The sequence below is a fragment of the Pacificibacter marinus genome, from assembly GCF_018860665.1.
GTDB classification, from domain to species: domain Bacteria; phylum Pseudomonadota; class Alphaproteobacteria; order Rhodobacterales; family Rhodobacteraceae; genus Celeribacter; species Celeribacter marinus_A.
This window is the reverse complement of record NZ_JAHKPK010000062.1, coordinates 141,260-153,366: the sequence shown is the minus strand read 5'-3', so window position 1 is coordinate 153,366 and position 12,107 is coordinate 141,260. Positions and strand designations below refer to the sequence as shown.

General features: G+C 52.6%; 12 protein-coding genes. 6 read left to right on the top strand and 6 right to left on the bottom strand.

Annotated features, from left to right (window positions below; translation table 11 throughout):
• Window positions 1–157: 157 nt before the first annotated feature.
• Window positions 158–598: a DUF2946 family protein gene (locus KO497_RS17715; RefSeq protein ID WP_215945288.1), complete on the bottom strand. Its 441-nt coding sequence runs from the start codon at window positions 596–598 to the stop codon at window positions 158–160.
• Window positions 599–1,010: 412 nt separating this feature from the next.
• The gene (locus KO497_RS17710; protein WP_215945287.1) at window positions 1,011–1,502 is read right to left on the bottom strand and encodes a hypothetical protein; all 492 of its coding nucleotides are present in this window, start codon (window positions 1,500–1,502) and stop codon (window positions 1,011–1,013) included.
• Between the two features lie 207 nt (window positions 1,503–1,709).
• Here KO497_RS17710 and panC point away from each other — a divergent pair, with 207 nt between their 5' ends.
• From panC to KO497_RS17680, 6 genes are all read left to right on the top strand, one after another.
• Window positions 1,710–2,558: a pantoate--beta-alanine ligase gene (gene panC / locus KO497_RS17705; protein ID WP_215945286.1), complete on the top strand. Its 849-nt coding sequence runs from the start codon at window positions 1,710–1,712 to the stop codon at window positions 2,556–2,558.
• Between the two features lie 34 nt (window positions 2,559–2,592).
• Window positions 2,593–3,417 carry a 3-methyl-2-oxobutanoate hydroxymethyltransferase gene (gene panB, locus KO497_RS17700; protein ID WP_215945285.1) on the top strand — a complete coding sequence of 275 codons (825 nt, stop codon included), beginning with the start codon at window positions 2,593–2,595 and terminating at the stop codon, window positions 3,415–3,417.
• 156 nt (window positions 3,418–3,573) lie between these two features.
• The gene (locus tag KO497_RS17695) at window positions 3,574–4,488 is read left to right on the top strand and encodes a pirin family protein (RefSeq protein ID WP_215945284.1); all 915 of its coding nucleotides are present in this window, start codon (window positions 3,574–3,576) and stop codon (window positions 4,486–4,488) included.
• 324 nt (window positions 4,489–4,812) lie between these two features.
• Window positions 4,813–5,370, top strand: a complete 558-nt coding sequence (locus KO497_RS17690) for an SH3 domain-containing protein (RefSeq protein WP_252729772.1) — start codon at window positions 4,813–4,815, stop codon at window positions 5,368–5,370.
• A 24-nt stretch (window positions 5,371–5,394) separates the two neighbouring features.
• Window positions 5,395–6,384 carry a capsular polysaccharide export protein, LipB/KpsS family gene (locus tag KO497_RS17685; RefSeq protein WP_215945282.1) on the top strand — a complete coding sequence of 330 codons (990 nt, stop codon included), beginning with the start codon at window positions 5,395–5,397 and terminating at the stop codon, window positions 6,382–6,384.
• 25 nt (window positions 6,385–6,409) lie between these two features.
• The gene (locus tag KO497_RS17680) at window positions 6,410–7,288 is read left to right on the top strand and encodes a cation diffusion facilitator family transporter (protein ID WP_215945281.1); all 879 of its coding nucleotides are present in this window, start codon (window positions 6,410–6,412) and stop codon (window positions 7,286–7,288) included.
• Between the two features lie 22 nt (window positions 7,289–7,310).
• On the opposite strand, the gene KO497_RS17675 is transcribed toward KO497_RS17680, so the two are convergent.
• The 4 genes from KO497_RS17675 to coaBC are packed head-to-tail and all read right to left on the bottom strand — an operon-like array spanning window position 7,311 to window position 12,086.
• Window positions 7,311–9,326, bottom strand: coding sequence for a M3 family metallopeptidase (locus KO497_RS17675; protein ID WP_215945280.1), 2,016 nt, complete (start codon window positions 9,324–9,326; stop codon window positions 7,311–7,313).
• 52 nt (window positions 9,327–9,378) lie between these two features.
• Entirely contained in the window at window positions 9,379–10,419 is a 1,041-nt protein-coding gene (locus KO497_RS17670) for a HesA/MoeB/ThiF family protein (protein WP_215945279.1), read from the bottom strand.
• A gap of 3 nt (window positions 10,420–10,422) precedes the next feature.
• Complete coding sequence (dut, locus tag KO497_RS17665) at window positions 10,423–10,890, bottom strand: dUTP diphosphatase (RefSeq protein WP_215945278.1); 468 nt, start codon at window positions 10,888–10,890, stop codon at window positions 10,423–10,425.
• Window positions 10,887–12,086: a bifunctional phosphopantothenoylcysteine decarboxylase/phosphopantothenate--cysteine ligase CoaBC gene (gene coaBC, locus KO497_RS17660; protein ID WP_215945277.1), complete on the bottom strand. Its 1,200-nt coding sequence runs from the start codon at window positions 12,084–12,086 to the stop codon at window positions 10,887–10,889. The genes dut and coaBC overlap by 4 nt, the downstream gene beginning before the upstream one ends.
• Window positions 12,087–12,107: the final 21 nt, after the last annotated feature.

The following is a 12,107-nucleotide window of genomic DNA, read 5'->3' as shown; positions in this document are numbered from 1 at the left end:
TTCAGTTCAGACACCCCTATTCTTTGTGAAATGGGACCTTGTCCGAAAAGGAAAGAATGACTTGTAAAGATGATATCTATGCGCGCACGGTTGATGTTGATGCAGACCAAAGATCTGTATCAAGAGAACCGAAGCGGGAATGAAGCATCTCTAATAATTAGATAAATTTCGGAGGGGCACGCGGTTGAAGTGGAGAGTGCTCGACAACAAGGGCGCGGCGCTGGTCAATAAACGTTGTGCGAAAAGGTGAAAACTCGGCAGGATTAACAAGCGTTTCCAGCCATGATTGCACCAAAACCAAAGATAACGTGACCGCAAGACAGTCCATTTGCTCCGAAGTCGTGTGATCGATGGGAGCCTTTTCTTGGATGTCTCCGTCAGCCGTCATCCAGACCTCAGTCGGGCCGTTCGGCGTACACAGCACAAGCATCATGCCGTCATCCGCCGCAGATCGCATAAAACCTTGAGGAACTGTACCTGACAGAACCAATGCGACCAAAAGGATACAGAAAACCGCCGACTGGTGTGCGACAAAAGACAGAGCAGAGCCCAATAGGCCCTCGCAATAATGTCGTTTGTTCACAGTTTGATTCGACACTGTTCACGCTCCTCTCACGCGTTTGTTATCAAGAGGCAAATGGACTGACAAATATTTACCGCGTCCAAAATCGAACCCCGAAATTCATATGACGCACATCACATTGGGTTCGCCTGACCGCATTGGCCTTATTTGGTGGGTTTTGGGCGACCACATATGTGTTCACAAACTGAACACGACAGCGTTCACGAGGCGATCTGTCGCACTACGCACGATGTGTTCACATCATGCTGGGCATGGCGGTGCAAATATGCTGTGGCCCGTCCCTTATGGATGCATCCAAATACTTGAGCAGGCGGGACACGTTTAATGCAATTCTTGCATGCACCCGAAACGCACATAGAAAAACGGCGCGGATCATCTGATCACACGCCGTTTACATAAGATTAAGTCACGCTTAAGTTTGCGGGCTTTAGCGGATGATCGTACAGACTTTGCCACCGCCTTTTTTGGGCTTGCAGCTCATTTCATAACTGTCTTCTTTTTCGCCACGATCCCCCAAAATCCAACGCCAGACTACACCGGCGAAGAAAACGACTTTTTCGACAACCCCTGCATCGTCACTCAAAACATATTCAGGTTCATCAGGCACCTTTGCCTCAAAGTCCACATTGCCGGTTCCATCATCGATAATAATTTCGGCGCTCGGAATACTGTCATCAATGATTTCCAATTCCGCCAACTTTCCGTTGCCGCCTTTGGGCGCGATAATGCGTGTTGGGTCGAGCACATCATCCTCTGACCGACCATTATAATATGAACTACCGGTCCCCGAGACCCCTGACATGTCTCCCGATACGGAGCCCATAACAGAGGTTGAAATGTTGATTTGCATCACCACCAAGATGATACCAACGACCACAGATACAGCGACCCCTGCAATGCTCGCTTTAGATTGAAACATGAAAACAGTCTCCGCAAAAATACATAATTCATCGACAATTTGGCAACCAAACATGGCAAAACCATGGTTGACCTAAGGACAATATAAGAAATTTACCATGTTTATCGAGCCATTTAAAACCTTGAGACACAGCAACCACCGACGCTTGCCGAGGTGCCACAAGCTCGCTACTGTCCGCGCAAGATTATGTCGCGAGGAGACAGTGCGATGAAAATTTGCCGAACCAAAGCCGAGTTGAGAGACACCGTAAAAGGCTTTCGCGCCAACGCTGAAACCGTCGGCTTGGTGCCCACTATGGGATATCTGCACGAGGGCCACATGACATTGGTGCGCGCGGCCAAAGCCCAGACAAACCGTGTAATAACAACGATCTTTGTCAATCCGACACAGTTTGGCGATCCATCCGACTTGGACGCCTACCCCCGTGACGAGGCACGCGATTTCGCCATGCTTGAGGCGGAAGGTGTCGACGCTGTTTTTGCGCCAGCGGTTGAGGAAATGTACGATCCATCAGCGCAAACCACAGTCGAAACGGAACAGCTCGCGGATATGTTGATGGGGGCTTTGCGCCCAGATCACTACAAAGGTGTCTGCACAATCGTTGCGAAACTGTTCAATATTGCCCAAGCGGACAAGGCGTTTTTCGGCGAGAAAGATTATCAGCAATTGTTGGTCATCAAAACGATGGTTCGCGATCTCGACATTCCTATTGAAGCCATTGGCGTGCCGACAGTGCGCGAAATTGATGGTCTGGCCATGTCATCGCGCAATGTTCGCTTGTCCCCTGAGGATCGCCAAGCCGCACTGATTTTGAACAAAGCTTTGGCTTATGGCGATTACGAGGCCTCAGATGGTCGCGATGCGGCTGATCTGGAAAACGACATTCGTGCCTTTATCGCCCGTGAACCCCGCGCCACAGTGCAAAGCGTCGATGTGCGTGATGCGGCAAGCCTTGAGGTGCCGACAGGAAAGATTACAGCGCCCGTGGTGATCTTGCTCGCGGTCACCTTTGGCGATGTGCTACTTATTGATCAACGGGTCTGCGACCCCAGCTAATGTCGGCGCCAGCCGCACGTAAAGGAGACATATCATGTCCACCCAAACCGAAACGATCCGCCGCGTGACCGTGCCACAAATTCGTGACCGCAAAGGGGGAGAGCCCATCGTGTCGCTCACCTCTTATCATGCACACACTGCCGCCATCGCTGAAAAATACTGCGACTTTCTACTGGTCGGCGATAGTCTTGGTATGGTGATGCACGGGATGGAAAGCACCGTTGGCGTGTCTTTGGAATTGATGATCATGCATGGCAAAGCTGTGGTCCGCGGCACCAAACGCGCGCTGATCGTCGTCGATATGCCGTTTGGCTCATATGAAGAAAGCCCCTCGCAGGCGTTTCACAACGCCGCAAAAATCATGAAAGAAACGCAATGCCAAGCGGTGAAACTTGAAGGTGGCGCGCGTATGGCCGAGACGGTCAAATTCTTGACCGAACGAGGCATTCCTGTGATGGGGCACATCGGATTAACACCGCAATCGACAAACACTATGGGTGGGTTCAAGACCCAAGGTCGCGACGAAGACACATGGCAGGTTCATATTGATGACGCAATCGCTGTGGCCGAAGCAGGTGCTTTTGCCATTGTGGTCGAGGGGGTCGTTGAACCACTGGCCGATAGGATCACCAGTGCGATCGAGGTGCCTGCCATTGGGATCGGCGCGTCCAAAACCTGTGACGGTCAAATCCTTGTGATGGAGGACATGTTGGGGCTCAATGAATGGGTGCCCAAATTTGTCAAAAAATACGGCGCCATGGGAGAAGCGATTGACGACGCCGTCGCGGAATATGCCGCCGAGGTCAAATCACGGGCGTTTCCAGGGCCGGCCAATGTCTATGGCTCCAACAAGAAATGAAACAGAGCGCCCTTCGGGGCGCACACTGTTCGAATATTTAGATTCGCCCAACTTACGTAGCTGATCTGCGTATTTTCGCACATGAACGGTGTCCTTTTACCGAATATCGCACAGATACGGCTTTGGTTAAGGTGATCTCAACATAGGAGTTTCATCATGACCTTTCGCCCTGTAAAATCGATCACCGAAGCCCAAGCCACCATGGAAGGTGCTGGAGTTCATCTGTACCGTGCCTTTGGGTTTCACAAACCCCGCGAGTTTGATCCGTTTTTGTTGTTTGACGATTTTCGCAATGACGACCCTGTGAAATTCGAAAAAGGCTTTCCGTGGCACCCGCATCGCGGTATCGAAACCATCACTTATGTTCTAGACGGCGAAGTTGAGCACGGCGACAGCCTTGGCAATCGTGGCGTTCTAGGCGCGGGATCGGTGCAGTGGATGACCGCAGGCTCTGGTATCATGCACCAAGAAATGCCGCGCGCGAACCCAAAGGGGCAGATGCATGGCTTTCAGCTTTGGGCCAATCTGCCCTCCAGCTTAAAAATGACCGCGCCACGGTATCAAGACATTCAAGGGCCTGATATTCCGATCATAACCGACGACGACGGCACAGTGGTCAAGATTGTGACAGGGTCGTTTTGGGGCAAGCGCGGTCCTGTAGATGGGGTCGCGGCTGACCCGCTATATTTGGATATTTCAATCCCGCCCAACACCCGCAAAACACTGCCTATTGATACTTATGCCAACACCTTTGCCTATATTTTCGCAGGCACTGGCAGCTTTCGCGATGCCTCCACGCCCTACGGTGTGCGTGTTGAAAAAGAAGTTGCCGGCGAAGAAATCAACATCCGCGACATGTCTGGCAACCGGTCCTTAGTGAACTTTGACACAGGGGATGAAATTTCAGTACAATCAGGCCCGCAAGGCCTTCGCTTTTTACTTATCTCAGGCCAGCCAATCCAAGAACCTGTCGCATGGCACGGACCAATTGTGATGAACACACAAGACGAGCTGCGCCAAGCGATGAAGGACTTGAAAAACGGCACATTCATCCAAGACCAAAGGCAATAAACATCGCTCAAAATAGTGGCGTCCTTAACAAACCATACGCAGATGTCTTTTGATTTTTACTTATGGTCAAAAATGACGCCTTGAGCTGTTTAGTCACCTTCACTTTTTTCCCTAGTGCTGGCACAGTATGGTCATCGCGGTTCAAGCATGAAATTCTTGAATGTGTGACACATCGTATCTAGGTATCACCTCATCTGTTCGGGGCAAAAGTCGGGTCAATTCCACGTGAAAAAAATCACTCTTCGGTCTTTAGTGGCATCAAACCACGTTGGTTCCTTTTGCCGGAACCATGCGATAATCGCGCTCACAAGCATGCTCATCGTCATGACCAGCTTACCCAACATAGCCCTTGCTCAAGACGCGCCCGCAACGCCCGCCGAACAAGGCCAGCCCGCCTCTAAGACTCCAGCACCTGAAAATGCAAAACCTACGACCCCAGTCAAAGATACAAGTGAACGCGGATCGGTCACCAACCTTCCCTTGCCCCGATTTGTGTCGCTTAAAGCAACAGAAGCCAACGCGCGACGCGGGCCTTCACTCAGCCATAGAATCGATTGGGTGTTTAAGCTGCGCGGCTATCCTTTGGAAGTGATTGCAGAATATGGTCACTGGCGTCGCGTGCGTGACTTTGAGGACGCTACAGGATGGGTACATTACACATTGATTTCAGGCGTGCGCACGGCACTTGTTCAACATGAGACCGTGGACCTGCATGTGCGCCCCGACCCATCAAGCAGACTAGCCGCGCAAGCCGAAAAAGGCGCTGTTTTGCGATTGTTGGAATGTAATATTGACTGGTGCAAAGCCTCGGCTGGCGGTCACAAAGGTTGGCTGCGCAAGACAGGGCTTTGGGGCGTCGACGCTGATGAGATCCTTGAATAAACGCGCGTGCGATTAGGAGGCACTATGGAACAGCTCAAATCACCATTGTCAGCGCGTAATATTCCTGCGGGTTACAAATCCGCTGTCATCCATGCTTATGGCAGCTGGTTGAACGCCCTCGTTGAGAACAAGCATGACTTTTTCACTAAGCTCTCTCGAAAACTCAATCAAAAAGGCCTGTCTCCCTATTTGGTCGAAGGCAACAGCCGCACCTCGCGCGGGCTGTTAGAACAATCCCATTTGCACATCATCGTGGGCGGTCCTGCGATGTACGGGGCCGGAATTTTACATGCCTTTCCGTCCTATCTATGGGGGTTTTGGTACTTTGATGAAATCGGGCATGGCTGGAACAGCTCTTTGCGGTTTGCACGATATTCAAGCGAAGATATCGATGCGGAAAAATCCGCTTTTTTCTTCAACGGTGTCACGGGGTATATGCTGCGCGAAAATGTTTCAAAGCTCAGTCAAGAACCCCGCATGGACGCGCCGCTGCGTTTGGCGACTGCAACGATTTTTTGCCAACCGACTGACCCAGTTCATCCGCGGCATAATTATTTGTCCATCGAGCAAATGATTGAAACCGCCTCGACCTACGACAAAGACGCTTTGGTTTATGTCAAGCCTCACCCACATCAGTCAAAAGCAACTCGGCGACGGATTTTGGAAACTTGCGAAGACTATCCGAATGTCAAAACCACAGACGCCTCGATCCATGATTTGATCGAAGCCTCACGCGTTGTCATCACGCATAATTCAACCACAGGCTTTGAAGCTTTGATGCAGCGCAAGCCCGTTATCACCTGCGCCAAATCTGATTACTGGCACGCCACATTGACGCCCAAAACGGTGGCTGATTTGCGTGCAGCAATTGAGTTCGGCCCCGAAACCATGAAAGATTTCGACTTTGAGGGCTATTTTCATTGGTTTTTGGAACTGCATTGCCTTGAGCCAAGCAAAGACAACTTTGCCGATCGCGCTTGGGCGCGGGTCCGCGAAAAACTTATGCTTTCCTAAAGCTTCTAAAACCATAATATAGCGCATGCACGCACACACCCGCCTAAACATTTCCGCTGGATTGGCTTCAGTCAGCGTCGCCTTGATCTTGGTTTTGGCCAAGTATTGGGCGTTCGAACATACCGGAGCGTTGTCGATCGCCACCTCTTTGGTCGATAGCGCATTGGATCTGGTCATGGCGCTTGGCGGGTTGATGGCGATCTTTTATGCCGCACGGCCACCAGATGACGAGCACACCTTTGGCCACACCTCTGCTGAGGATTTGGCGGCTCTTGGGCAGTCTGGGTTTATCTTGTTATCAAGCGCCGTTATCGCTTGGTCAGCCATGCAGCGCCTACTGACACCCGTGCCTATCGAAATGCAATATGAGTCCCGTGGCATTACCGTGATGATCCTCTCGATCATGCTCACTGCAGCATTGGTCTTGTGGCAACGGCGTGTGGCAAAGCGCACAGGGTCCAAAGTGGTCGCCGCCGACAGCCTGCATTACGTTGGTGATCTGATTCCAAATATCGGCGCGATCATCGCACTGATTGCGGCCTCTGCCTATGACCTGCATCGCATAGACAGCGTCGTGGCCTTGGGGGCCGCTGGCATGCTTGCCATCGGTGCATTGCGTATTGGAAAATCCGCGCTAGACGCGCTGATGGATCGCGCAGCCCCGCTTGAGACCATCACCGCGATTGAAACAATTGCCTCCAATCATCCGGGCTTGCGTGGGTATCATGACCTTAAAACCCGTATGGCTGGATCAAAAGTTTTTGTGCATTTACACATCGAACTGGACGGCGAGCAAACCCTGCGCGAAGCCCATGAAATTGGCAAAGCGCTAAAAGCCAAAATCTGTGCCGCTATCCCCAATTGCGATGTGATCATCCACAAAGACGTGGCACGCGACGCCTGATGCACCGCGTGCCAATCAGGCGTTACGCCAATCCGCGCCCTTTGAGCATGGCCTCAGGCCCTGGCATACGCCCCCGAAAGGCCGTGTAGAGTTGCTCAGGGTCCGCCGATCCGCCCGCAGACAAAATATGTGTCTTTAGCAGATTTGCCGTTTTTGCGTCAAAGGGTCCCGTTTCTTTGAACGCATCAAATGCATCTGCATCCATAACTTCGGACCACATGTAAGAATAGTATCCACATGAATATCCGTCACCGGCAAAGACGTGCTGGAAATGCGGAGCCTCATGAAACATCGTGGTCGCTTTCGGCATCCCCAATTGATCTAAAGTCTCGGCTTGCGATTGCATCGGATCAGCTGGCGCATCGCCGTCGTGAAAGTTCAAATCCGTCAAAGCCGAAGCCACATAACCCACGGTGGTATACCCCTGATCATAGGTCTGCGCATCCAACAATCGTTTGAGCATGTCCGCTGGCATCGCCTCGCCGGTGTCTGCATGTGTTGCGAATTCTTGCAATACCTCAGGCACTTCCAGCCAATGCTCGTACAATTGACTTGGCAGTTCCACAAAGTCCCGAGCCACAGACGTGCCTGAAATGCTTTCATAAGTCACATCAGACAACATCTGGTGCAGCGCATGGCCGAACTCGTGAAACAGCGTCCGTGCATCGTCGTAAGACAGCAGATTCGGTTTTCCGCCCGAAGCCTTGGCAAAGTTACAGACGTTCAAAACGATGGGTTTTGTATCGCCCCCCAGCTTTTTTTGCGACCGCATCGCCGTGCACCACGCGCCCGAACGTTTAGAAGCCCGCGCGAAGTAATCGCCCATGAAAACGGCAATATGTTCACCATCCCGCGTGACGTTCCATCCGCGCACATCCTCGTGGTAAAGCGTCGCATCAAGCGGCTCGAACGCCAAACCAAACAGCCGTGTTGCACAGGCAAAGGCTGCCTCGATCATTCGATCTAGTTGCAAATAGGGCTTGAGTTCTGCCTCGTCCAAATCATGTTCGATCTTGCGGCGTTTTTCGGAATAATACCGCCAATCCCATGGTTCAAGCGGGCCTGTGTACCCATCTGCATGCAGCATCTGTTCCAAAATCGCACCGTCTTTTTCGGCGGCGGCTTTGGCGGGGGTCCAGACTTCCATCAATAATTTGCGCACCGCGTCCGGCGTCTTAGCCATCTGGGTTTCAAGCTTATAGGTGGCGAAACTTTCATAGCCCAACAGCTTCGCCCGCTCTTCGCGCAGCTTCAATATCTCGGCGGCGTGTCCGCGATTGTCATTGTCTTTGCCGCGAGCCCCACGTGATTTCCATGCGTGGAACACCGCCTCGCGCAGATCTCGACGTGGCGAAAATTGTAAAAATGGAACGAACAAAGACCGTGATGTGGTCAGACATGGCCCGTCCAGTTTCTTGGCCGCCCCTGCCGACTTCATCGCATCGATCACAAAGTCTGGCAGGCCAACCAGATCTGCGTCTTCTAATGCCATGAACCAGTCTGATTCATCGCCCAAAAGGTTCTGTGAAAACTCAGTCCCAAGCGTCGACAGGCGTGACTTGATCTTGGCCATGCGGTCTTTGTCATCATGCGACAGTTGCGCGCCAGACCGTACAAAACTGCGGCGTGTCAGCATCAAAACCCGCATTTGTTCATCGTTCAGACCCAAGTCCTCGCGTGTATTCCAAAGAGTCTCGATACGTTCAAAAAGCGCAGTGTTCGCCGTGATCTCAGATGAATAATCCGCCAAAATCGGACCGAAATCCCGCTGCAATTCTTCGCGTATCTCGTTGCTGTCAGCGCCTGCAATCCCGTAAAACACGCCCAAGACTTTCGACAAAAGCGCCTCGCAATTTTCCATTGCTTCAATGGTGTTCTCAAATGTTGGCGCATCTGTATTTTCGGCAATCGCTTTGATCGCGGCGCGGCCCTCGACAAGACCAGCCTCAAAAGCGGGTTTGAAATCAGCGTCGGAAATATCAGCGAAAGGCGGTAGGTCAAACGCGGTGGTCCACGGCGTTAGAAACGGGTTTGTCATAGGGATCTCCTTTGAGATCAAGCTATGCCCGACGCTGGTAAAGTAAAAGGGTTCAGCCAGCGCAAATCGGACAATCAGCGCGCTTTTTTGTCTTTATCACGCGGGTCTCGGCGTAGAGCGCATCATAGATCATCAAGCGTCCACCAAGCCCCTGACCAGCGCCAGTGATATGCTTGATCGCCTCCATAGCGAGCATTGTCCCTAATATACCCGGCAAGGGGGCCGCCACGCCAGCCTCGGCACAGCTTGGCACCATTCCGTCAGCAGGCCGCGTGGGGAAAACACATTGATAGCAAGGCGTATTATTTGCCGAATCATAAAGGCTGATCTGCCCTTCCCACTGCGTAATCGCGGCGGATAACAACGGGACACCAGCGGCTACGCAATGCGTGTTCACCAAATACCGCGTGTCGAAATTGTCAGAGCCATCGATCACCAGATCATACTCGGACAGCAGCATCGAACAGCTGTCATCAAAGCGCCGATTGTAGGGTTTCACCGCGATAAAAGGATTCTGTGCCCGCATGGCTTGTTCGGCGGAAAACACTTTGGGCATGCCTTGGTTCTTGTCCACATGGATCACTTGCCGTTGCAGGTTCGACGCATCCACATGATCGTCATCCATTACACCAATGGCGCCAACCCCCGAGGCCGCAAGATATTGCAACACAGGCGCGCCGAGCCCACCTGCGCCGATCACCAAAACACGTGCATCTTTGAGTTTGCGCTGCCCCGGCCCGCCGATTTCACGCAAGATGATATGGCGCATATAGCGTTCAAGTTCGACATCTTTGAAGGGGGCTTTCGCGTCAGTTTCGGGCTGAGCCGGTGCGTTTTTATTGGCCCGCGCATGCAGCCATTTCAACCCAGCGCGATAAAGCGCGATCACCGCAGCGATGCCTCCCAAAAGCGCCCATTCTTTGAAGCCGCCTCCAAGGGTCACACGCAGACCGTTATCAACCGGCAACACAGTAACTGCAATCAAAACGCCCACATAGAGCATTCCAATCATCATCAGTCGCGCAAAAACAGGCACTTTCATCACCACGCCAATAATCCAAAGCACGGTCGCAAGGAGGAGCACGAAGGCCATATCTTAAATTGTCCCAGTTGAACCAAAGCCACCAGAGCCACGCTCGGTCTCGTCCAATACGTCGCTGAGCTGATAATCGCCTTGCACCACGGGGGCGACGATAAGCTGCGCGATACGTTCGCCGTGAGCAATGTGAAACGGCTCAGTTCCATGATTGATCAACAAAACCCCAACAGGTCCGCGATAATCAGCGTCAATAGTGCCGGGTGTGTTGACCATGGAAATTCCGTGTTTGAGCGCCAATCCCGAACGCGGGCGCACTTGCACTTCAAACCCCGCAGGTATTTCCATTGCAAATCCCGTCGGGATCAACGCGCGAGCGCCAGCATCCAATGTCACACCCGCAACGCGCTGATCCGGCGCGAAGTTCGCGCGTACATCTGCACCGGCAGCCTGCGCGGTTTCGTGTTTGGGCAAGGCGATGTCTTTATCAGCACCATCCAACCATTTGATTTTGATCAGAGCCTTCATGATGTTGTCAGCTCCTGCGCGATGCGATCCGCCAGTTTGCGCGCCACGTCCGCTTTGCCCATACGCGGCCAAATGTCTGCCTTGCCGTTTGAAATCAGCGTCACGGCATTTTCGGACCCGCCCATGATGCCTGTCTCAGGGCTGACATCATTGGCCACAATCCAATCGCATCCCTTGCGTGCCAATTTTGAGGTGGCGTTTTCAATCACATTGTCTGTCTCGGCGGCAAAGCCCACAACCAATTTGGGGCGGTTCTTTTTCGAGCGTGAAACCTCAGCCAAAATGTCTGGATTCTCTGCAAATTTCAGGTCGGGTAAAGCGCCGTTTTGTTTTTTGATTTTCGACGTTGCGGGCATCGCCATCCGCCAATCGGCAACGGCTGCTGCGAAAACAGCCGCATCCACTGGCAAAGCGGCATCGACGGCCTGTTTCATCTCGCGCGCAGTTTCGACTTTGATCACATGGACGCCCAAAGGCGGTGGTGTATCGGCTGGCCCCGTGACAAAAATCACATCGGCGCCAAGATCACGCAGCGCGGCCGCAATCGCGGTGCCTTGCGCGCCAGACGACCGATTGGCGATATAGCGCACAGGATCGATCGGTTCATGCGTCGGGCCGGATGTGACCAAAACCTGCTTGCCAGTTAGTGGTCCATCGGTAAGGGTCGCGCGAATGGCACCAATAATATCAGGGATTTCAGACAATCGACCATGTCCGAATTCGCCGCAGGCCATTGCACCCTCATCGGGCCCCACAAACAAAATCCCATCAGATTTGAGCATCTCCACATTGCGTTGCGTGGCGGGATGATCCCACATGCGCACATTCATCGACGGCGCAACAAGCACGCGTTTGTCTGTCGCCAATAGCAAAGTTGAGGCCAGATCATTCGCAAGCCCAGCCGCCATTTTGCCAAGCAAATCTGCCGTCGCAGGGGCAACAACAATCAAATCTGCCGCACGCGACAATTCGATATGACCCATTTCGGCCTCATCTGTCAGGTCGAACAAGTCTCGATAGACCCTTTCAGCCGACAAAGCCGACACCGACAAAGGCGTCACAAATTCTTCGGCCGCTTTGGTCAAAACAGGAACGACCCGCACGCCCTCTTCGCGCGATCTGCGGATCAGATCCAGCGACTTAAACGCCGCGATCCCACCACCGATGATGAGAAGAATACTTTTGCCGTTCAACATAATAGGCCCCTTTGGCTGACC

Coding starts and splice junctions, on each gene's coding strand:
- KO497_RS17710 (WP_215945287.1), bottom strand. CDS start 1,502: ATGTTTCAATCTAAAGCGAGCATTGCAGGGGTCGCTGTATCTGTGGTC.
- panC (WP_215945286.1), top strand. CDS start 1,710: ATGAAAATTTGCCGAACCAAAGCCGAGTTGAGAGACACCGTAAAAGGC.
- panB (WP_215945285.1), top strand. CDS start 2,593: ATGTCCACCCAAACCGAAACGATCCGCCGCGTGACCGTGCCACAAATT.
- KO497_RS17695 (WP_215945284.1), top strand. CDS start 3,574: ATGACCTTTCGCCCTGTAAAATCGATCACCGAAGCCCAAGCCACCATG.
- KO497_RS17690 (WP_252729772.1), top strand. CDS start 4,813: ATGACCAGCTTACCCAACATAGCCCTTGCTCAAGACGCGCCCGCAACG.
- KO497_RS17685 (WP_215945282.1), top strand. CDS start 5,395: ATGGAACAGCTCAAATCACCATTGTCAGCGCGTAATATTCCTGCGGGT.
- KO497_RS17680 (WP_215945281.1), top strand. CDS start 6,410: ATGCACGCACACACCCGCCTAAACATTTCCGCTGGATTGGCTTCAGTC.
- KO497_RS17675 (WP_215945280.1), bottom strand. CDS start 9,326: ATGACAAACCCGTTTCTAACGCCGTGGACCACCGCGTTTGACCTACCG.
- KO497_RS17670 (WP_215945279.1), bottom strand. CDS start 10,419: ATGGCCTTCGTGCTCCTCCTTGCGACCGTGCTTTGGATTATTGGCGTG.
- dut (WP_215945278.1), bottom strand. CDS start 10,890: ATGAAGGCTCTGATCAAAATCAAATGGTTGGATGGTGCTGATAAAGAC.
- coaBC (WP_215945277.1), bottom strand. CDS start 12,086: ATGTTGAACGGCAAAAGTATTCTTCTCATCATCGGTGGTGGGATCGCG.